At 60.7% G+C, this 20,621-nt stretch carries 19 protein-coding genes; 1 reads left to right on the plus strand and 18 read right to left on the minus strand.

Translation table 11 applies throughout. The annotated features are described in order from the left end of the window. From JCM12178_RS12695 to JCM12178_RS12710, 4 genes are all read right to left on the minus strand, one after another. The coding region (locus tag JCM12178_RS12695; RefSeq protein WP_218185653.1) for a hypothetical protein at positions 1–1,110 on the minus strand (1,110 nt) is incomplete at its 3' end. Next, the gene (locus tag JCM12178_RS12700; protein WP_054651880.1) at positions 1,110–1,691 is read right to left on the minus strand and encodes a DUF1318 domain-containing protein; all 582 of its coding nucleotides are present in this window, start codon (positions 1,689–1,691) and stop codon (positions 1,110–1,112) included. The genes JCM12178_RS12700 and JCM12178_RS12695, both read right to left, overlap by 1 nt. A 3-nt stretch (positions 1,692–1,694) precedes the next feature. Beyond that, on the minus strand, positions 1,695–2,549 hold the full coding sequence (locus JCM12178_RS12705) for a hypothetical protein (RefSeq protein ID WP_157054911.1): 855 nt from the start codon (positions 2,547–2,549) through the stop codon (positions 1,695–1,697). Positions 2,550–2,566: 17 nt separating this feature from the next. Next, positions 2,567–4,771: an AsmA family protein gene (locus JCM12178_RS12710; protein ID WP_054651882.1), complete on the minus strand. Its 2,205-nt coding sequence runs from the start codon at positions 4,769–4,771 to the stop codon at positions 2,567–2,569. A 53-nt stretch (positions 4,772–4,824) separates the two neighbouring features. On the opposite strand from JCM12178_RS12710, the gene JCM12178_RS12715 reads away from it, so the two are divergent. Next, a complete protein-coding gene (locus JCM12178_RS12715; RefSeq protein ID WP_054651883.1) occupies positions 4,825–5,781 on the plus strand; it encodes a diguanylate cyclase domain-containing protein in 957 nt (318 codons plus the stop codon). Here JCM12178_RS12715 and JCM12178_RS12720 read toward each other — a convergent pair. The 14 genes from JCM12178_RS12720 to JCM12178_RS18750 form a co-directional block, all read right to left on the minus strand. After that, positions 5,778–6,959: a type IV pilus twitching motility protein PilT gene (locus JCM12178_RS12720; protein ID WP_054651884.1), complete on the minus strand. Its 1,182-nt coding sequence runs from the start codon at positions 6,957–6,959 to the stop codon at positions 5,778–5,780. The two genes, JCM12178_RS12715 and JCM12178_RS12720, sit on opposite strands and share 4 nt — an antisense overlap. Positions 6,960–6,961: 2 nt before the next feature. Continuing rightward, positions 6,962–8,041, minus strand: coding sequence for a type IV pilus twitching motility protein PilT (locus tag JCM12178_RS12725; RefSeq protein WP_054651885.1), 1,080 nt, complete (start codon positions 8,039–8,041; stop codon positions 6,962–6,964). A gap of 15 nt (positions 8,042–8,056) precedes the next feature. After that, a complete protein-coding gene (locus JCM12178_RS12730) occupies positions 8,057–8,476 on the minus strand; it encodes a prepilin-type N-terminal cleavage/methylation domain-containing protein (protein ID WP_172677130.1) in 420 nt (139 codons plus the stop codon). A gap of 74 nt (positions 8,477–8,550) precedes the next feature. Beyond that, positions 8,551–8,985 carry a type II secretion system protein gene (locus JCM12178_RS12735; protein ID WP_054651887.1) on the minus strand — a complete coding sequence of 145 codons (435 nt, stop codon included), beginning with the start codon at positions 8,983–8,985 and terminating at the stop codon, positions 8,551–8,553. Between the two features lie 214 nt (positions 8,986–9,199). Further along, on the minus strand, positions 9,200–10,537 hold the full coding sequence (locus JCM12178_RS12740; RefSeq protein WP_054651888.1) for a sigma-54 interaction domain-containing protein: 1,338 nt from the start codon (positions 10,535–10,537) through the stop codon (positions 9,200–9,202). A gap of 2 nt (positions 10,538–10,539) precedes the next feature. Beyond that, positions 10,540–11,760 (minus strand): type II secretion system F family protein, encoded by a 1,221-nt coding sequence (locus tag JCM12178_RS12745; RefSeq protein ID WP_054651889.1) that lies wholly within the window; start codon positions 11,758–11,760, stop codon positions 10,540–10,542. 9 nt (positions 11,761–11,769) lie between these two features. Further along, positions 11,770–13,476, minus strand: a complete 1,707-nt coding sequence (locus JCM12178_RS12750; protein WP_054651890.1) for a GspE/PulE family protein — start codon at positions 13,474–13,476, stop codon at positions 11,770–11,772. A gap of 30 nt (positions 13,477–13,506) precedes the next feature. Further along, the gene (locus JCM12178_RS12755) at positions 13,507–15,168 is read right to left on the minus strand and encodes an ExeA family protein (protein ID WP_054651891.1); all 1,662 of its coding nucleotides are present in this window, start codon (positions 15,166–15,168) and stop codon (positions 13,507–13,509) included. A gap of 21 nt (positions 15,169–15,189) precedes the next feature. After that, positions 15,190–16,890 carry a type IV pilus secretin PilQ gene (gene pilQ, locus JCM12178_RS12760; protein ID WP_054651892.1) on the minus strand — a complete coding sequence of 567 codons (1,701 nt, stop codon included), beginning with the start codon at positions 16,888–16,890 and terminating at the stop codon, positions 15,190–15,192. Beyond that, a complete protein-coding gene (locus JCM12178_RS12765; RefSeq protein ID WP_054651893.1) occupies positions 16,890–17,444 on the minus strand; it encodes a hypothetical protein in 555 nt (184 codons plus the stop codon). Before JCM12178_RS12765 ends, pilQ begins: the two co-directional genes overlap by 1 nt. Next, a complete protein-coding gene (locus tag JCM12178_RS12770; RefSeq protein WP_054651894.1) occupies positions 17,441–18,007 on the minus strand; it encodes a hypothetical protein in 567 nt (188 codons plus the stop codon). Before JCM12178_RS12770 ends, JCM12178_RS12765 begins: the two co-directional genes overlap by 4 nt. Before the next feature lie 5 nt (positions 18,008–18,012). Next, a complete protein-coding gene (locus JCM12178_RS12775; protein WP_157054912.1) occupies positions 18,013–18,657 on the minus strand; it encodes a PilN family protein in 645 nt (214 codons plus the stop codon). Continuing rightward, positions 18,594–19,862, minus strand: a complete 1,269-nt coding sequence (locus JCM12178_RS12780) for a type IV pilus biogenesis protein PilM (RefSeq protein ID WP_157054913.1) — start codon at positions 19,860–19,862, stop codon at positions 18,594–18,596. The genes JCM12178_RS12775 and JCM12178_RS12780 overlap by 64 nt, the downstream gene beginning before the upstream one ends. A 303-nt stretch (positions 19,863–20,165) precedes the next feature. Beyond that, on the minus strand, positions 20,166–20,621 hold a 456-nt coding region (locus JCM12178_RS18750; RefSeq protein WP_172677131.1), incomplete at its 5' end, for a UPF0280 family protein.

Raw genomic sequence — 20,621 nt, forward strand, 5'->3', positions numbered from 1 at the left:
CCCGGCAACCTCGGCATAGGCCCGCGCCGCCTCTGCGGGACGGTCCATGCGCTCAAGGAGCATGCCCAGATCAAAGGCCGCCTGCGACGCCTCGGGGGTGGAAGGATACCCGGTGATGACCTTTCGCAGCGCGGCCACGGTCAACTCATCGTCACGCGGGACAGTGGCCGCCGCAGTACGGGCTACGGCAAGCTGCGCCCCGGCGGAGTCCGCCTGACGCACCTCGCCCGTATACGGCAGCTCGAACACGTTGGCCCCGGCAGGGGTGTCCGCCAGAAAATACAGGACAGCGCTGCGCTCAAAGGGGTGTTCCGCTCCGCGTCCGGCAACGGTCAACTGCTCCAGCCCGCTGCCGTCGGAGTTCACGCGCCAGATTTCGGCCCCGCCTTTTCCAATACGGGTAAACAGAATCTCTCCCGCATCCGTCCACGAGGGCTGGCGTTCCGCGTACGGTCCCTCCACGAGAGGCCGCACCGTCAGTTCCGCGAGGTCCAATATCAGTATGTCACCGCCCGGATCTTTGCCAAACGAGACGAAGGCTACCTGCTCCCCGCTTGAGGATACCGACGGCTCCACGGCATCGATCCCCTCAAGGACCACATACGGTTCCCTGTCAGGGCCGACACGGGCAAGCTGCGCACGGTTTTCCCCTGGAAGGGTCATGCTGAAATAGATCGTATCGTCAGGGGCAAAGCTCGGGTCGGCATCGGCAGTGCGTTCGTCTGTCAGACGGACCGGGCCGGTATCCGAGCTCGGGTCAAGCAGGTAGATGTCGCCCTTGGCGTCACGCTCGTCCGAAACGTAGGCGACCTTCGAGCCGAGAGACAGCGTGGGGGAATCGAAGCCCGCAGGCATTGCGGTCAACTCCTGCGGCAGCTCAATGGCCCCGATGCGGGTCTTCACCAGCCGCCTGAAGCCGTCGTCTTCCACGGCCATGACCAGCCTCGAACTGTACGGATTCATGGCAAATCCGTGCACGCTGCCGGTCTGGAAGGAGACCTGCTCTCTCGGCACGTCCGCAGCAGGAAGCGGGGCCTCGGCAAGGGATGCGCCCGGCAGGACCATGACCGCGACAGCGGCCAGCAATACGGAAAAGATGTGCCGCATCATTACTTGACCGTCCACTGCCCGTCAGGTTGCTGGATGCGCTCGCCGGGCAGGGCGCGGCGGGCGTTCATGCGGGCAAAGACAGCCCGGATTTCCGGCAGGTCCGCTTCGGTGAAAGCATCGTCGGTCTGGATGACGCGGCGCATGAGCACCTCGCGGGCATCGTTGACTTCACCCACCACCACGGCGAACTCATCTTCCCGATAACTGCCCGCAAACTCGGCCAGCTCGTCCGGGGCACCAGTGCGCTCCATGGAAAAGACCGTGAGCAGCCCGACGTTGTTTTCGCCCACCCAGCCGAGGCGTCGGAAGGCGTCGATGTCGTCCGCGTGGAAGGCCTGCGTCTGCACCGCGTCAAGGGCGGCCTGACCGTCCGCACTGAGCGGCGGCGGGGACTCGACGTTGCCCAGCGGGTCGACCCCGCGCACGGACGAAGAAAGCATCGCCCGCTGTGTCAGGGCGTTGTAAGAGCCGAGCACCTGCTTTTCCAGCGAGGTGCGTTCCCCGGCCACCTGCACGTTCACCTCGGCAAGCGTGCAGCCGGACAGTGCGATTATTATCATACATAGGAGCAGTCGTTTCATTGATTACCTCAAGGGATTGTCTTCGGTGATAACCAGCACCGGTCCGTCCGGGACCGGGCGGATGCTTTCGGAGCGCCAGAGGCGAAGAGCGCGGCCAGCGGCTCCGAGCACCTCGGCCAGTGGCTCAACCATATCACGAACCGGCAGCGCCGCAAGAGAAACGCGGCGCACAGGCGGGAGTTTCAGCCGGATGCCGAACACCTCCACCTCGCCCTCCAGAGAAAAATTGCCGCCACGGATGCGCACGGATATGTCACGCGGGCCGCCCATGGCAACCATGCGCCGCTGCGCCGCGATGTTCGGGTCGGCTCCGTCCGGGTCCATGGCCGCCAGCAGGCTGTCCAGCGTCCCGGCCCCGATGCGCGGCACAAGCGCGGTCAGCTCCACCTCTTCAAGAATTCGCCCGGCATCGGCCATGACAGGCAGGGAGAACCGCAGGCGACCGTCCACGCTGGCGTCGTCCTCCGGCGCGGTATCCAGCAGCCGGGCAAAGTCCACGTTGGTGAACACGGTATGCATGGTGAAGCGCGGCTCGTCCTCCGGGCCGAACGCGGCGTTGCCGCGCACCGATCCTCCCAGAATATCGAACCCGAACCGGGAAAGCCCGGGACGATGATCGAAACGCGGAACAGCAAACCCGTCGGACAGTTCGAGCGGCATTGGACCGCCACGAAATTCTGCCTGCCCGAAACGAATGCTTCCAGCCGATTCGGACTGTGCGCCACCAGCGGCGGAACGACTTGCAGGACCGACACCGAGCACCCGGCGACTCAGGCCGGGCGCATCCGGGGAGGCCGGGACGTCGCTTTGCATCACAACGGCCCGTGCGAGCTTAAGATCACCGCGAAGACCGTCCACGCCCCCGACTGACGTACTTACCGAAAAATCATCAAAACGCAGATCGGCGCTCGCGCAACCCGCTTGCCAGCCTGCATGGAAACGCTTGAGTGTGCCCGGGCAGCTCCGGAAACGCCGATGCCTCCGACTTCGGCAGGACCGTCGAACTCCAGATCATGGTCAAGACTGCCGGAAACATGCGTGAGCAGCGCCGCAACGGGATCACGCCTGTTCGCGAGAACGTCCTCGGTCAAGGCGAACAATCCTTCCAGCGCGCCTTCGGCTATGAGGGAGGCATCAAACTTCGGCATGGCAGCGCGAACGGTCCAGCGAGAACGATCCAGCCCGTCGAGGCCAAAGGAAAGGTCGGCCTGAACCGTGTCCGGCAGGAGTGCGGACTGCACCGCAGCCCCGCCATCGAGCCGGATCGTCCCGAGGCCATCGGCAAGAAGAACCGTCAGCGGCCGGGAGGTATCCACCACACAGCGCCCGAACTTCTCGTCCACCGCGGTAAAACCGTCAAGGCGAAGCGCGGCGGTCAGGCGTTCCAGAAAAGCAAACTCCTTGGTAATCCGGCGGATGCGGGACGGCCTGAATGACAGGTCGAGCGAATCGGGATCGGGGGTTACTCCGGCAGCCTGCCAATCGAGAGAAAAACCGCCGCCCAGTATCGGCAGGGAGTGCAGACCGTCAAGCCGCGTCGCATCGCCCGAAACCGAGCCTTCAAGATCGAACCGCTCAGAGAGGCCGCCAGCGGCGGTCAGGCGAAGCGCCCCGTCGTCCATGTCCGCCGCGATGCGCAGACGTTTCACCTCGGGAAGCGTTTTGCCAAGCCGAACCCCGGTCAAATCGGCATCGAATGCGGCAGAAACGCGCCGACCGAGGCTCGGGTGCCCTAACCCACGCGCATCCGCGCTGATGCCGAGCGCGTCAAAGGTCGGTTGGGGACCGAAGGAAGCTGACACGGAGTTCACCTGCGTGGAAAGCTGGTCAGCGACCACGCCCCCCGGAGCTGCAAGGCGTGCGGCGTCTATCCTGACCCCGGCCACCTCGGCAGCGGAAGGCCCGGCAGCGATGGTCCCGGCAGCACGGACAGATTCGACAGTCATGCCGCCTGAATCCAGCTCCACGCCCTTCGGAACGAGCGGCCCGGCCAGTCGCAGGAGCTCGGGGAAATCCAGTTGCACCCCGGTCAGCACGGCGCTCCACGGCTGTGCCCCGCTTTGCTCCAGAGTTCCTGAAAACCCGGTCTGTCCCCCCGGCAGCGCAAGCGAACCATCCGTCACAGTCACCGCGCCCTCTGGCGAAACACCCGCTTTGCAGGCCACCGCCGCTTCGGTGAGGGCTACCGGCATCGGCAGCGTCGACATGGTCAGCCTGAAGTCGCGCAATCCGCCCTGCAACGAAACACCAAGGCCGCCGAAAACGGGGTGAGCCAGCGCGTGGGCTGTCATGTCACCGTCCATCTCCAGCTTTTCAAGAGAAAGAAACGGCTCGGCAATGCCGGCAACTTTTCCGAGGTCGGCCCTGAGCCGGACAGACAACCCGGACCGGGTGCTTTCAGCCCGAAGATGCGTACCGGGAAGCGTCAGGTCGGCGTCAAGCCGACCGTCATCAAGGGTTACCGCCAAAGAGATCGGCCCAAGAAAATCGCCCGACAACTCGGCCCGGGCAGAGCCTTTCGGACCGTCGACCTTGACGGAGCCGTTCAGGTCATTGAGCGCAAAACGCTTGCCATCACGTATCAGGATAAAGGAGACATCGTTGATCTCCCCATGAGCCAGCAGCCAGCCGGGAAGCGGGACATCGGTGGCAACCGGCAGCGGCGGAAGTCGGAACGGTTCCGGCGCTACCGGGGCCTCTTTCGGCTTGCTCGCCAGACGCATATCCCCTTCCAGCCCGGCCAACTCGAAAGTGACGTTCACCCGTCCGCGCAGCAACGCTGTCCAGTCCAGATCCGCCTTGAAATGCCGCAGAGCTGCATCAAGCCCCATGACATCGGATCGAACCGAAACTCCCGAGATGTCGAGGCCATCCAGCCACGAAAAACCGAGCCGCTCAATGGAGACGCTGCCATCCACGGCCCTTCCCGCCTCGTTCGCCGCATAACGGCGCATACCGTCGCTTTGCAGGGCAAGCGGAAGCCCTATGACCACGACCGCAAGAAGCAACACGATGGCGGCACACAGCCAGATCAGGGCTCTCTTCAGAAGCCCGATGCGTTTTTCTTGTTTTTCACTCATCTTCGCTTAATAAACTCTCGCATAAACCCTTGAACGCTGCTAGTGTTCCTGCGATGGAAATCCTGATAGTCGATGACTCCGAAACCTCGCAGTTGCTGCTGACGACCGTGCTTTCCAGCGCGGGATACGCTCAGCTGCACTCGGCATCTTCCTACGAGACCGCTCACGACACCCTCATAGCATGCCTTGAGGGGGACCGCTGCATTGATCTCATCCTCATGGACATCAACATGCCCGGCGTCGACGGTATCGAGGCGACAAAACGCATCAAGGCCGACCCGGAACTCGCCCGCATCCCGGTAATCATCGTTACCGGCGTCGAGGAAGAAGAACGAATCGAGGCGGCCTTCGAAGCCGGGGCAAACGACTATATACGCAAACCCATCAGCCGCATAGAGCTTCTGGCCCGTGTCCGTTCCGCCATACGCCTGCGCGACGAGATGGAAAAGCGCCGTGACAGGGAACGGGAGCTCGAGGACCTCACAGAGGAACTACGGGAACTCTCCAACATCGACGGCCTGACCTCGCTGGGCAACCGGCGCTGGTTCGACGAACGCATCGCCAACGAGTGGCTGCGAGGCCGACGGGAGGGGGCCAGCCTTGCCCTGCTCATGGCGGACATCGACTTCTTCAAACGCTACAACGACAGCATGGGCCACCTTGAAGGCGACAACTGCCTGAAACAGGTGGCAAGGACGATCAGGGACGCTGCCCGGCGTCCGGCTGACTTCGCAGCCCGTTTCGGCGGAGAGGAGTTTGTGCTGCTGATGCCGCACACCGACCTTGAAGGCGCCAAATACGTGGCCGAGGGCATCATGCAAAAACTTGCCGAACTCGCCATAAAGCACCCTGATTCCGATATCGGCCCACACGTGACCCTCAGCATCGGTGTTGCCACCACGCACCCGGACATGGGGCTGGACCAGCAAACGCTGGTTGCCGCTGCCGACAAGGCCCTCTATCGGGCCAAGAATTCCGGAAGAAACAGGGTGGAGACGGAGACCGCCTAGAAAAGGTCGTCCTCGTCGAGCGACTGCTCCTCAAGCCCCTCCAGTTCAAGGTCAGAGGTCTTTTCCCCCCGCCCTGCCCGGATGGCGTCTATCCACTGCTGAAGACGGCCCCTATCCGTGGCGGCAAGCCGGGCGGTCTCTTCTGTGATGCGCTCCTGCCGAAACAGCTCCAGCAGACTCTGATCGAAGGTCATCATGCCATGTGCCTCGCCGTCCATGAGCAGATCGTAGAAGCTGCGCTCCGAGGGGATGCCGGAAAGGATATGATCCCTTACGCGGATCGTGTTCCTGAGCACCTCGAACGCGGCCACGCGCCCGCCCTTCACGTCCGGGACAAGCCTTTGACCCACGACGCAATACAGGCTCTCGGCCAGCCGCATCCGAATGAGCCGTTCTTCGGTGGCGTCAAACAGCGCTAGTATCCTTGAAATTGCCGCCCCAGTGTCGGTGGTGTGCAGGGTGGCCAACACCAAATGCCCGGTCCCGGCGGCTTCCAGCGCGATAGCCATGGTTTCGCGGTCCCGGATTTCGCCCACCAGAATGACCTTCGGGGCCTGACGGAACGCCGAACGAAGACCCGATGCGAACGAGTCGAAATCAAGCCCCAGTTCCCGCTGGTTCACCGTGGCCTTGTCATGGCTGTGCACGAACTCCACCGGGTCTTCCAGCGTGACCACGTGTACCGCGCGGGTGCGGTTGATGCGGTCCACCACGGCTGCCAGCGAGTTGGACTTTCCCTGCCCGGTCCCACCCGTGACAAGGGCCAGCCCGTGCCGCTGCGCCGCAATGTCCGCAAACACATTCGGCAGCCCGAGGGAATCGATGCTCGGCACCGAGGTGGGCAGACGACGCATGACCACGGCCAAGGTGCCGCGCTGCTTGAAGACGTTGACCCTGAACCGGCCCACGCCAGTGACGGAAATGGAAAAGTCGCAGGAGCCACGGCTGGAAAGCAGGGTATGGAGCCGCTTGTTCCCGGCCATGAGGCCCATGGCGATGCCCTTGGTATCCTCGGGGCTGAGCGTTCCGAGGGCAGGTTCAAGCACCACCTCGCACAGTTCACCGTCCACTTCGGCCTGCAAGGCCCGCCCTGCCGTGGCAATGACGTCCGAGGCCTGCGGGTGGGCGGCGAAGACCTGCCCCACGATGGTGTCGATGTGCGATCGCTTGTACTGCACGGCTACCCCATATCGTTTGCGGGATCGATGCCCGCTTCCATGGCGAAGCGCTTTTTGTCCGTGGCGTTTCTGTAAGCGTCCGTGGCGGTAATCAGACCGAGGCCGAGAAGGCGCTGAATCTCGTCGTCAAGCGTCTGCATGCCGAAGCTCTTGCCGGTCTGGAGTACCGAATTGATCTGATGGTTCTTGCCTTCACGGATGAGATTTCGCACGGCCGGGTTGGCCACGAGAATTTCCTGCGCGGCCACGCGGCCCTTGCCGTCTGCGCGCTTGAAAAGCGTCTGGGAGATGACCGCCCGCAGGGAGTCAGCAAAGCTGGCCCGGATCTGCGCCTGCATGTCTTCTGGGAAAACCTCGATTATCCGGTCCACTGTCTTGGGTGCGGAAATGGTGTGCAGTGTCGAAAACACGAGGTGCCCGGTTTCTGCTGCCTCCAGCGCGAGTGCGATGGTCTCGTAGTCGCGCATCTCGCCTACCAGAATGATGTCCGGGTCTTCGCGAAGCGCACCGCGCAGGGCCGCCTTGAAGCTGCGGGTGTCGCGGCCGACCTCGCGCTGGTTGACGAGACTGCCAACAGGTTTGTGGACGAATTCGATGGGGTCTTCGATGGTGATGATATGGTCGCGCCGCTTTCGGTTGGCGTAGTCGATCATGGCCGCCAGCGTGGTGGACTTGCCCGAGCCGGTGGGACCGGTCACGAGCACGAGCCCCTTTGGCAGCATGGCAAGGTCCTTGAGCAGTTCCGGAAAACCGAGATCGTCTATGCCCAAAATGTCTGACGGGATGGCGCGGAACACTGCGGAGATGCCGTGGCGCTGCCGGAAGTAGTTGACGCGAAAGCGGCACATGCCGGGCATTTCGAACCCGAAATCCACGTCACCGGTCTCCTCGAACTCCTTGACGCTCGACTGGGGCGTAATTTCGTAGAGCATTCGCTGGAGTTCGTCATGGTCCAGCTCGGGGTACTTGACCCGCTGCAACTCACCGTCGATGCGCAGCATGGGCTGCGAGCCGCTGGAGAGGTGCAGGTCCGATCCACCGAGGTCCGTGAGCATTTTGAAAAAGGAGGTTATCTTCGCCACAAGCCTTTCCTGTTGTTATTCGGGCCACGTCGCATTGGCCGAGGCCAGCATGTCACCCGTGGAAGCGCCGCTTCCGTCATCCCTGTACGCCTGTATTTCCACGTGGTCGGAAGTCCCCCCCGAGCCAAGGTGGAAACGAAGCACATAGTCACCGATATCCACATCCGTGTCCGGGGCATAGCCCATTATAGTGGTGAATCCGGCTACGTCCTCGGTCGGACGCTGACCGTTTGTTTGCAATTGGTATTCCTCGTAGGCCATACGGAACCGGGCGATGCCTTCGGAGACAGCCCCTTTGGCGGCGCGCTGCCTCGCGGCGTCGCCAAGGTCAAAATACTTTCTGACAATGACGGCCGCAAGAATCCCGACGATGACAAGCACCACGAGAAGTTCCACGAGGGTAAACCCTCTGCGAGTGACTGATTTACGTTTCATGATGCAACCGAGCATACAGAAAAAGGGAAGCCGTTGCCAGCTTCCCTTTCATTATTTCAGCGAGTTACCGAACCTTATTGGCTAGGGAAGGTCGCGTTGGCATCAGCAAGAGCAGAACCCTGTTCAGTGCCGGAGCCATCGGTGTCATAGAACGCCTCAATTTGAACCATCTCATCACCATCAGTATTCGTCCCGGCAGTATACTTGAGGACGTAGTCCCCGATGTCTTCAACCTCACCAGAGTTTACTGCAAACACGGCATTGAACTTTGCTTCAGCGTTACCGGTGGGCTGGTCACCGTCATTTTGCAGCAGGTATTGAGCCCAGGACATGTTGAAGCGGGCGATGCCCTCGGCGACTGCTGCTTCAGCAGCCTTCTCGCGTGCTTCGTCGCGCAGGTCGAAGTACTTGGGCGTGATGACCGCGGCGAGAATACCGAGGATGACCAGCACGGTGATGAGTTCGATCAGGGTAAAACCTGACTTTCTGTTGTCTTTTCTGTTGTTCATATACGTCCTCCAGGGAGAGTTTGTCCGGTGCCCCACCATGGGACCGCCGAGCGTTATGTCAAAATGCCGTTTCGTCCATTCAATCAACTACAAATCCTGTGCCATTTCTGACTGAAACACAAAAACCACCGTACCCCAGCCATTTATGCCGAGTCCGAGAAAACCGCTGCACGACAGGAAGAAAGGGACACCTCCAAAATTTGAAGGACACCCTTCACTGTTTGTAGCTCCCGCGCATTTCCGACACATCAATGTTGTATTTCTTTATCCTGTGCCAGAGGCTGCGGTCCTTGATGCCGAGCAGCTTGGCGGCCTGCACCTGCACTCCGCCGGTCTCGCGCAGAGCGCGAAGGATGAGCCGTTTTTCCGCTTCCGCAAGATAGACGTCGATACCGTCTTCCAACGGCAGGGCCACCGAACGTCCTGAGGTTCCCTCGGGCACTCCGTCGCTCAAGTCAGGCGGCAGGTGCTCGGACCTGATGACTTCGTCTGCGATTATGGCCGCGCGCTCCACCACGTTGGCAAGCTCACGGACGTTACCGGGCCATGAATGGTGGAGTAGCGACTCCATGGCCTCGGGCTCAATCCTCACGTCATGGTCGCCGAGGGACAGAAAGTGCTCAACGAGCAGGGGAACGTCCTCCCGGCGCATTCTGAGCGGCGGAATGAGGATGGGGAAAACGTTCAATCTGTAGAAGAGATCCTCGCGGAATTCGCCGGACTCGACCATTGCGGCAAGGTCCTTGTTCGTTGCGGCAACGACGCGGACGTCTGCCTTGAGAACGGCCGTACCGCCCACACGCTCATACTCGCCTTCCTGCAACACGCGCAGCAGCTTGGCCTGCGTCCCGGCGGGCAGGTCGCCCACTTCATCAAGAAAAATGGTGCCACCGTGAGCCAGCTCGAACTTGCCGGGCTTGCGGGCATGGGCTCCAGTGAACGCGCCCTTTTCGTGGCCGAAGAGCTCACTTTCCAGCAGTCCCTCGGGAATGGCCGCGCAGTTGAGACGGATGAACGGTTTGTCGTGGCGTCCGCTGTGTTCGTAGACGCTGTGAGCGACAAGCTCCTTGCCGGTGCCGGACTCGCCGAGGAGCAAAACCGTGGAATCAGTACGGGCCACCTTGCGAACCTGTGTCATGACCGCACGCATGGCCTCGCTTTTTCCCACAATGGACGGAAACAGTTCGCGCGCCTCAACCTCGCCGAGGAGATCGGCGACATGGCGGAAGATGGCCGAAAGCCGTTCAGTCTCGTCGCGACGCGGCTCAAGTTCCGCCTCTGCGCGCTGACGAACCACAGGCAGCGCCGAAGCCTTCTCAATGAACAGCTCCATGGGGCGCAAGACCTTGCGCGAAAGAAAAACGCCGGTGGCAATCGATGCCAGTGCCACGACCCCGGCAAAGGCCAGAAGAATCATCTCGGGGTCGGCATCCTCGCGCCGCGAGTACTTCATTATTTCGTAGGTTCCGAGCAGGGAGAGCAGTGAAATAAGCGCGATGAGCAGCGGTACGATCCAAGCCAGCCGTATGTGGAAGAACCGTTTGCGCATCATGGCTAGAAACCCGACATGGCGTTGTTCATCAGTTCGATGAGCGGCAGGAATATCGCCAGCGCAAAGAAGCCGATGACCGCGGCCAGCCCGGCCGTGAGGATGGGACCTATGAGTTCGGAAAGCTTGGAGACCGTGTATTCAACTTCGTAGTCGTAATGCTCGGCCGCTTCGCGCATCATCTCTTCAAGCTGGCCCGACTCCTCGCCGATGGCCACCATGGATACGATCATGGGCGTGAAGTATCTGGCCTTGGAGAGCGGCCCGGAGAGGCCGCGCCCGGCTTCCAGTTTTTCACGCAGCCCCTTGAACTCGCGGGCGATGGCCTTGTTGCCGATGGTGTCGGCGATGACGTTCATGGTATCGAGCACCGTGACGCCGCTGGCCTGCAGGATGGCGAAAATGCTGCCGAAACGGGCCATGGCCCCCTTCTGCACCAGTGATCCGAAAATGGGCAGGCGGAGCACGAAAGCGTCGCGCAGGTACTTGCCCTGCTCGGTTTTGAGCCAGAAGGTCAGCGCAGTTAAACCGCCTCCGATTCCGGCAAGCATGAGATACCAGTATTTCACCATGGCCGTATTCAACGCTATGCAAATCTGCGTCGGAAGAGGCAGGGCAATCCCCGCATCCCTGAACAGGTCCACGAAAACAGGCAGGACGAATACCACAAGGACAACAAAGGCGATGATAAGGGCAACGATCACGATGATCGGATAGGTCAGCGCGCCCTTGATGTCCTTTTTGACCTTGTATTCGTGTTCCACAAGATAGATGAGCCGCTCCAGCACCTCGATGAGCGTTCCGGATATCTCGCCTGCGTGAATCATGTTGCAGTACAGTTCGGAGAAGATGGCCTCGTGACGGGTGAACGCCTGACTCAGGCTCGTCCCTGCCCTGATTTCGCGGCCAATGTCGATGATGGCATTCTTGAGCCGCACGTTTTCCGTCTGTGTTTCAAGCACCTCAAGGGCCTGCGTGACCGAGACGCCTGCGGAGAGAAGCGTGCGGAACTGCTTGGTGAACAGGATGATGTCGCGGGATTTCACCTTGGCCATCTGTTGCAGGAAGCTCGGCTGGTCTCCGGAGCGGGTGGTCTTGGAAACCTTTTGCGGGATGAGGCCGCGTTCGGCCAGCAGAGACTGCGCGTGCTGCTTGCTTTCCGCCTCGAGCACGCCGGTGGTGATGGCCCCGCTGTCCGTCATTGCCTTGTACGAATAATTCGGCATGGCTTCCCGCTACAGCATGATCTGTGTCGCGGCCTCCTCAAGGGTTATGACGCCCTTCACCGCCTTTCGCGCCGCGTCCAGCTTGAGAGTGCGCATCTTCTTGCCCTTCACTGCAGTCCGGGTAATCTCGGTTGCCGTGGCGCCCTTGATGATCATGTCCTGTATATCTTCATCCAGAAGCAGAATCTCGAAAATCGCCACACGGCCGAGGAACCCGGACTGATGGCACTGGCGGCACCCGCGGCTGCGCTTGAAGGTAATGCGGTCGCGGACGCCCGACAGGCCGAAGACCTCGACAAGGGCGTCCGGCGGAGAATATTCTTCCTGACAATGCGGGCAGTTGCGCCTCACCAGACGCTGGCTCATGCTCACCAACAGCACCGAAGAGACAAGGAACGGCTCCACGCCCATCTCGATGAGGCGAGTCACGGCTCCTGCCGCGTCATTGGTATGCAGGGTGGAGAGCACTCGGTGGCCCGTGAGCGCAGACTGCACGGCGATGCGGGCGGTTTCAGCGTCGCGGATTTCGCCCACCAGAATAACGTCCGGGTCCTGACGGAGGATGGAACGCAGCCCCGAAGCGAACGTCATGCCCGCGCGGGTATTGAGCTGCACCTGCCTGATTTTCTCCATACGGTATTCCACCGGATCTTCAAGGGTCACGATGTTCAGGTCGTCCTGCCTGATCTCGCGGAGGATGGAGTAAAGGCTGGTGCTTTTGCCGCTGCCCGTGGGACCGGCGGACAGGATCATGCCGTACGGCTGGTTGATGGCCTTCTGGAGTCGTTCATGGTCCACGTCCGACAGGCCGAGTTCGTCGAGCGTGAGGCCGTGGGCATTTCGGTCCAGCAGCCTGAGCACGAGGTTTTCGCCGTAGATGGTGGGCAGTGAACTGACACGAACGTTGAACTCGCGCCCCTGCGTCTTGAAGGAAAATCTGCCGTCCTGCGGAATCTTGCTTACGGCGATATCCATATTGGACATTATCTTCAGGCGGGAGACCAGCGGGAGAAAGATGTTTCGCGGCGGCGAAGGCACGGCGCGCAGTTTGCCGTCCACACGGAATCGCACATGCACGTAGTCCTTTTCCGGACTGATGTGCACGTCACTGGCCTTTTCCCGCACGGCCTGCGAAAGAATGGAGTTGACCATCCGGATGACAGGAGCCTGATCCGCCTGTTCCTGAATGGTGTCGAGCGAGATGTCCTTGTCCTCCTGGACCACGATCCCCTCTTCGTCGAACTCCTTCTCAAGCTCGTCGAACATGTTGTGGGGTACTACACCCTGCCCGTAGATGGAGTTGAAGAGCATGTCGAAATCGTTTTCGGAACAGATGACCGGTTCGACTTCGAGGTTGGTGGCGATCTCAAGGGTATCGAGGGCATTGAGGTCCATGGGGTCGGGCATGGCCACGATGAGCAGATGCCCCCTCTTTGCAAGCGGCACGAGGCGGAACTCTACGGCGAGACTTTCGGAAACAAGGGATTCGATCCCCTCCTCAAAGGGGAATCTATCCGGCTGGTACTTGTCGATGCGCAACTGCTGGCTCAGGAAATCGACAAGCTGGCTCTCCTTCATCAGCCCGGACTGCACGATGTACTGCCCGAGCTTGAGCCCGCTCTTCTTCTGCCCTTCAAGGGCCTCCTGAAGCTGCTGTTCGGTGATGACCCCGGCTTCTGTCAGCAGATCGCCGAGTCTTTTTCTGTCTTTCTTCACGGATTGCGTCCCATGCCGGGCCGTGCGGCCCTATTGTGCGTCCCGCCGGGCAACTGCCCGGGCCTTGGAGTCTATCTGCCCAAGAAATACTGTCTGATGCCGCCCCATGCGAAGAATGTCGGCCACGGCCGCAAGCGGCTCGTTCATTCGCCGCAGCGCAGCAGCCGCCGCCTCCGCCGTGGGATACGGCTCGTCGTTGACCACCGCGAACCGCAGTCCGCTCTCCTTGTTCCAGTACGGAAGAATCCTCGCAGGCACCTCGAGGAACGACAACCGCCGCAAGGAGGAATATGCGTCGTCAAGCCTTGCGGTGAGGTCGAAGCGAATCCAGTACCCCGGCGCAACCCGTTCCCCGCCGTCCACGCTGGGGAAACGTACGCTGGTTCCGACCTCCACGTTCTCAAGGTCGCGGATGTGAGGGTTTGCCCGGGCAACCCGTGCAAGATTCTCCTTGCTGTATACACCGTAAATATTTTTTATCATTTCGGAAATATTCTCCCGAAACGAAATGCGGACGCTGCCGAGGTCAATGGGCAGATCGTCCGACTCTTTTTCTGCCGCAGGCCCATTCTCCACGGAGTCATTGCTCGCAGCGCTGTCTGCGCCCTCTGAAGAACCAGTCAATACGGTCGCATCAACTGCGCCAGCCTGAGACAGCGGCGACTCCACGGACTGTACCGGCAGCATCACCGACGAGCGGTCCTCCTTCTGCGCCACGCGCGGACGCTGTTCCATCATCTGCACGTAATCGTTGACGATTCGCTCCACTCCACGCCCCACCTGCTCGGGACCCAACAGAAAAACGCCGAGGCCGATGAGAATGGCGGTGGAAAGAAGGGCCACGGCAGGGCTGACCCGGCGCGCGAATCTGCCTTGATCCTCGCGAATGACGTCCTTGACAAAGGCCCCCACCGCACGCTTGCGATTATGAATAATCATCGCCAGCACAACCTTGTGGCAGAGCATGACGATCTTGCGCGGGTAGCCGCGTGTGGCGCGGTATATTTGCCAGTACGCGCCCACGGAAAAGAGTTCGGCAGTTCGGTTTAGCGGCGAGGCAAGCTCCAGCCGGTGCCGGATCATTGATCGGGTCTCGCGAAAGCCCAACGGCCTGAGGCGATACAGGAAATTGATCCTGTCCATGAAGTTGGGCATGCGGGTGATCTTGGGCTCCAGCTCACGCTGGCCGAAAAGGACGATCTGCAACAGCTTGACGGAATTGGTCTCATAATTGAGCAGCTCCCGCAGCACCTCGAGGCACCTGGGCGTCATCTTCTGCCCCTCGTCCACGATCAGCACAATCAGCCGATTCTCGTACACGCCATGCTCGAAGAGCGCCTTCTTGACGATCTCCTTGAGCTCCCAGCCCGAGAGGGACGGGTCCGGGTCCGCGCCGGTGAACATGGAGCAAAGCGCACGCAAAAAGTGCTTGGCCGACTTGAAATACGGGTCGAGCAGCAGGTGCACCGCCACGTCGTCGGAACTGCCCAGCTGGGAGACGAACCGGCGGCAGAGGGTGGTTTTGCCGGTGCCGATCTCGCCCATGACCACGTTGAGGCCACGCCGAAGACGCACCGCGATCTCCAACTGCTGCAGGCAGTGTAAATGCTGGTGCGAATCGTACAGGAAACGCGGGTCCGGGGAGTTGGAAAACGGCTCCCTCGTCAGCCCAAGTTTCTGATAGTAGCGCATGCTAGCCTCCGTCGATACAGGTTACGACTCGTCAGCTTCGCCGTCCCCACTCACTGCGTCTTCCTCGCCACCGTCCTCGGCGGCCTCCTTGCTCATGGCCTCAAGTTCGGCCTCGATCTCTTCAAGGGTCTTCTGCTTCTCACCCTGCTTCCACTCGTCGAGGATATCCGGGGTGATGAAGATGAGGAATTCGTCCATGACGGACTGCTTGCTCTCGGTCCCGAACGCCCAACCGAGCAAGGACGAATCCTTGAGCTTGGGGACGCCCTGATCGTCGTTCAGTGTCTTTTCCTTGTTCAGGCCGGAGATGACCACGGTTTCGCCGTCGCGGGCGATGAGCGTGGTCTCGGTGGTCTTCTTGGTGATGCGCGGGTTGTCGCCCACCGTCTTGCTGCCCACCTCGTCCTTGCGGACCAGCAACTTGAGCTTGATCTGCATCTCGTCGATGATGTGCGGCGTCATCTCAAGCCGGAGCACCACGTCCTCGAAGCTGACGGTCGTGCCCTCGTTGGCCGACGAGGACTGGTACGGCACGCGCTCGCCGGATTCGGTGTAGGCCATCTGGTTGTCCATGGTCGTGATGGACGGGCTGGAAATAATGTTGAGCTTGTTGTCCGATTCCAGCGCATGCAGTTGGGCCTCAAGAATGTTGCCGCCGACCTTGCCGAACATCATGCCAAGGGCCATGCCGTTGCCGCTGCTCGGATAGATGTCGGAGTTGGGCAGGAAGTTGAAGCCGTAGCCCTGACCGGAAACGCCGGAGGCTTCCTTGTTGAGGAACGGGGTGTAATCACCGCTGAGAGGGTCGACCCCGGCAGTTCCCTCGGTGCCGCCCGGCACGAGCCAGAGGTTGTTGCCGGAGCGTACGCGCCCGCTGTAGGAGCCGCCCCACTGTACGCCGAGCGCCCGGGCCGTATCGCGGGTGGTTTCCACGATATATGCCTTGAGCCGAATCTGCTTGCGCGGAGCGTCAAGCCGGGAAACCAGCTTGACGAGCTTCTTGAGGTCTCTTGGAATAGCTTGAATAATCAAGGCATTGGAATGTTCGTCCACCTCGATGTTGCCGATGGTGTCCTTGTCCATCCCTTTGGAAAGAAACTTGTCGAGGCTTTCCTTGAGATCAACTGCCTCGGAATACTTGATCTTGACCACTGCGGTGCTGAGCGGCTCGGTGCGCTCCAGCGCGAGCCGTTCCACCTGCCGCTTCTTGCGCAGGATTTCCATTTGCAGGTCCTGCTCCATGTCCTGCACGGTCATGACCCGGATGATGTCGCCTTCCCACGAATAGGAAAGCTGGTTGGAGCGCAACACGCCCTTGAAGACCTGATCCCACGGCATGTCCACGATGTTGATGTTCACGGTGCCCTGCACGTTGGGGCTGACCACGATGCTTTGTCCGGAAGCGCGGGAAAGCGCCTGCAGGATGGCAATAAGATCGGCGTCGTGCATGCGCAGGCTGACCTTGAAGCTTGGCAGGGCGCGGTCCTTGGCCTTGTGTCTGGCGGAAACCACCTCGGCCTTGTCAACGGTATGCTTCTCGAGGTCTGCTTCCCCGAGGTCGCCACGCGGCGAAGGGGAATGGCCCATGGACTGCTCGGCCATGCGCCGCCATTTTTCCATGGCGTCCGGGCCAGACTCTTCATCCTGCTTGGACGCGCAACCGGCGACCACGATCAGGACCAACAAGGCCGCGAGAACTCGTATTCCAAAGTGAATTTTCATTATTGCTCAACAACCTTCAGGTCTTCGTCGCTCCCGCGGTCTTCCGCAAGCGGCACCTTGACCCTGTAACCGCGTCCGCCAGCGAGATCCGGCTTGGCGAGCACGACAAAATTGGGTGCGATTCTGTCCACGACGTACCCTTCAACGATGAAGGGGTCTCCGATTGCGTATTCAATGCCGTTGATAATCGCGATACGAGCGTCATCGAACTGCACGTATCCATTATAACTGACCGTCACTCCCTCAACGCTCGTCGAAAAGGCTTCGTCACCTTCTCCGGGGAAGAAAAACGGTTCATCAGATGTGTAAAACGGCGGATCAAGAGGCTTCTGCGAAGCACGAAGCGCCTTGTAAAGCCCCTGATCGTCGACTCTGGCCTTAGTGACCTTTGCCCCGAGAGAAGCAACAAAGCTGTCAACCCCGTCCTTGGCCGCCGGGGTCGCGCCATCTCCGGTTCCAAAATCAAGGCCGCCTCCGAAATAGTCCCACGCTGCAAAGGCCAGCACGATCACCAGAACGCCCAGAAGCACTTTCTGTCGCGTCTCCTGCGTCATCCGGATTGCCCTCCGCGCGCTTCACCCGTGCCGCCCACGGCCAGCCGGATATTCATGAAGACCTCCACCCCGCCGCGCACCGCCCGGACCTCGAACCTGCCGACACGACTGACGTGCGGGCTGGACGCCACGGCCACGAAAAGCGGTCTGATGTCGACGGATGCTCCGGCTGCCACGAAGTCAACAGAAATCTCTTTTGCACCGGGCGCGATGTCCAGCGCGTTCAGGTTAATCTCAAGCGGTTCCATGCCAGCCGTGCGCACAAGCTCCGAAAGCCTCTCCCGAAGCATGAAGACCTGCATCCGGGAAACCGGCTCGATCTCGGGCACGACAACGTCCACTTCCGGCATATCCCGTCGCTGGGCCAGAAAATTTGCCCGCAGGGGCAGCAGCGCCTTCTGCTCCGCCAGTTTGGCGTTCAGGTCGTCCAGCCGGGCACGGGTCCGGTCGAGGCTAAGCCAGGCGGGATAAAGCAGCACGGCCGCAAGCACGCAGGCCATTAACAAAAACACGCCCATCTGCATGCCAAGACGCGACCAGCGTTTCCGGGAGGCTTCGCTCATACGTCTCATCCCTTCATCCCCAGGTGCAGAACGACATGATAGACCTGCCCTTCCGGAACCATTTCCCTGAGCGTGGCTGAGTGAACCACAGGCAGTCCGAATATGGGCGAATCCTCAAGCCCCACAAGAAAACTCGACAGTCCGGCCTCGTAGCCGGCAGGGGAATTGAGCACCACGGCGTCGACAACCAGCACACCCGGCGGGGTGGCCGCTTTCTGCCCGTCACCCTGCGGCGCCGCGGACGGGGACTCCATGTTCACACCAAGCAGCTTCACGTCCTTCGGGGTCAGCCTCGTCAACTCAGCCAGCGCTGCCAGCGGCTCGTACCGGCGGTCAACACCGTCGATGCGGTCATATCCGCGAATGAGCTTGGCGGCCATATCTTCAAGCATGCTGCGTGAAATCTTGGGATTGATGGAGTTGTAACGAGCCTTGGCATCGGCGACGGCCGCCTCCACTTCCATAACATTCAGCTTCATCCAGCCGAAAGCGCCGACAATACCGAGAAGCACAAGCAAAGCCGCCACTCCTGCCCCGAAATTGATCCGCTTCCACGTTTTACGAAAAGCGCGCTCACGGTAATTGTTCAAGAGATTGAGCGTTCGCTCCTCACGGGAGAGAGCGGCGAGGATGGCCGGGGTAAACGACATGGCACTCGCGCCGCGCGGCACGGTGACCCCCTGGGTGAAACCGAGCACCTCATACGGCAGCCCAAGCTGCCGCCCATGAATTCCGCAATGCGGGGGCTCACGAACGGCTCACCGCTGAAATGGACCCGGTCACAGTGGGTCTCGTTCTGTGTATTATAGTATTGTATCGTTCGCTCGGCTTGCCGCGAAAGACGGTGAAGCGCAGGGGACACCACGGCGAACAGATGGTTTTCGTCCATGTCGGCCAAAGGCGAACCTTCCTCTGGCGGACGCCCCTCAAGCATGTCCAGCAGCAACTCACGAACTTCAGCGATGCTGCCCAGTCGAACGCCCGAGGAGTGCAGGTGCATCATCAGGCTCTCGCCCATACTGTTGGCACCGGACTTGATGATGCGAGTAAAATGCAGGCGCGACCCCTCGAAAATACTGATACAGGAGAAGCTGGAGTCGATGTGCACGCTGACGGTCAGCCCCGGCTCGGACGGCACCATGTTGCAGCCATAGGCGTTCTGCAGCACGGAGGGCATCGGCACGATCCCTTCGGGTTCGCACCCGGCTTCAACAAACGCCGCGGCCAGTGTCTCCACATCGGCTCTGGCGGCCATGGCCGCCATGATCTCGACCTTCTCGATACCGCCCTCGGTCAGCGTGCCTTCGTTGTGGAAATCGAAGATGGATTCGGTCTCGTCGAACTTCTTTTCCTGCTTGAGCTTCCAGTAGACGGTCTCGCTCAAATGTCGGCCGGCCCCTTTCTTCGGCAGGCGCAGCGGGGTCATATCCAACTCCCCGCCTCGCAGCACGACCCATACGGGTGGCTTCCCCTTGGGACCGCAAAGCGCTGCAAGGGAAGAGCGCAACACGTCCGCAAAGGCCTCCGTGCCCGGAACCACCCCCGGCTCAAGCGTTACGCGCTTAATCTCATCCACGCCGCCCTTGGACAGCCGGGCAAAGTCTATGCAGTCTTCGCGAACATCGACGCCGATAAGCACCTTGCGCAGCCCGCGAGAAGAGAAATTTGTCTTGATTCCACAGGCTTTTTTGGTGGCCGCGCTGCCGTTAAAGCTCGACTCTTGCCCGCCGCCACTACGGACGGGCGATTCCGTGGATTGCTCGCGGGTCGTCACCCTGTCGGCAACAGGCGAATCATCCTCTCGAATCAGCTCGAGAAGATCCTCTGTGGAGTTGGCCTTGCGTCGTGCGTTCACGGTCCCCTCTTCGCGCAGCAATGCCCTGCTATCCAACGGATAGCCCTACCCTCGGCAGGCATTGTCTAGATTTTTTTTAGTATTCTCACAATGCCACTATTCTGTAAAGCACCGAGCGCGGGTTTTCCCCATATTGAAACACATCCATCATAGAAAAACAGATGAAGAAAAACCTGCACGCCGTGGAGGACGTGCAAACAAGCATTTGAAATTATGCATAATGCAATCCGAAGAGATGAACTACAAGACGTGTAGTCCACAAGTTGAAAAAACCGCACTATTCCACAACCGGACAGGTCGAACTCAGTCGAGCGCAACCAACTCGACGTCTCCCCATGCGGCCACCTGTCCTCCCCCTTGGGCGAAGACTCCCTCAAGGCCGAGCTCCGCAAGACGGCGCGCCTCGTCGAGAACCCTCCCGACACCGTCACGTCCCTTGAGGCGGTTGCAAAGCGCGGTGGCGGCAGCATCGGCAAAGGCGGCGTCGCGAGCGACCACGGTGACCAACTGCCCTTCGCCGAGACTGAGAGAATGGCCAATGGTGGCGCTGGAGGAACAGACGGCAAGGGGGAAACGAGCCGCCCCGAAGCGCAGGCCGACCATGCTTCCGGACGCAGGATCCGGCAGCAACGCGACAATGCGTTCCCGAGTTGAATTGAGGTAGACGTCCCCGCCGTTCTCCACGACGATGTCGGGCGAGCGGTCGACGAACGCCTCGGCAACGCGCTGGGCGACAGCTCCGGCCACGGCAGCCATGGG

The organism is Salidesulfovibrio brasiliensis JCM 12178 (genome assembly GCF_001311825.1).
GTDB lineage: Bacteria > Desulfobacterota > Desulfovibrionia > Desulfovibrionales > Desulfovibrionaceae > Pseudodesulfovibrio > Pseudodesulfovibrio brasiliensis.

Excerpts from the sequence above, each read along its gene's own strand:
- JCM12178_RS12770 (WP_054651894.1), bottom strand. The coding sequence starts at position 18,007 with ATGAGCGAAGCCTCCCGGAAACGCTGGTCGCGTCTTGGCATGCAGATG.
- JCM12178_RS12715 (WP_054651883.1), top strand. The coding sequence starts at position 4,825 with ATGGAAATCCTGATAGTCGATGACTCCGAAACCTCGCAGTTGCTGCTG.
- JCM12178_RS12735 (WP_054651887.1), bottom strand. The coding sequence starts at position 8,985 with ATGAACAACAGAAAAGACAACAGAAAGTCAGGTTTTACCCTGATCGAA.
- JCM12178_RS12755 (WP_054651891.1), bottom strand. The coding sequence starts at position 15,168 with ATGCGCTACTATCAGAAACTTGGGCTGACGAGGGAGCCGTTTTCCAAC.
- JCM12178_RS12700 (WP_054651880.1), bottom strand. The coding sequence starts at position 1,691 with ATGAAACGACTGCTCCTATGTATGATAATAATCGCACTGTCCGGCTGC.
- JCM12178_RS12740 (WP_054651888.1), bottom strand. The coding sequence starts at position 10,537 with ATGATGCGCAAACGGTTCTTCCACATACGGCTGGCTTGGATCGTACCG.
- JCM12178_RS12730 (WP_172677130.1), bottom strand. The coding sequence starts at position 8,476 with ATGAAACGTAAATCAGTCACTCGCAGAGGGTTTACCCTCGTGGAACTT.
- JCM12178_RS12775 (WP_157054912.1), bottom strand. The coding sequence starts at position 18,657 with ATGTCGTTTACCCCGGCCATCCTCGCCGCTCTCTCCCGTGAGGAGCGA.
- pilQ (WP_054651892.1), bottom strand. The coding sequence starts at position 16,890 with ATGAAAATTCACTTTGGAATACGAGTTCTCGCGGCCTTGTTGGTCCTG.
- JCM12178_RS12710 (WP_054651882.1), bottom strand. The coding sequence starts at position 4,771 with ATGAGTGAAAAACAAGAAAAACGCATCGGGCTTCTGAAGAGAGCCCTG.
- JCM12178_RS12745 (WP_054651889.1), bottom strand. The coding sequence starts at position 11,760 with ATGCCGAATTATTCGTACAAGGCAATGACGGACAGCGGGGCCATCACC.
- JCM12178_RS12765 (WP_054651893.1), bottom strand. The coding sequence starts at position 17,444 with ATGACGCAGGAGACGCGACAGAAAGTGCTTCTGGGCGTTCTGGTGATC.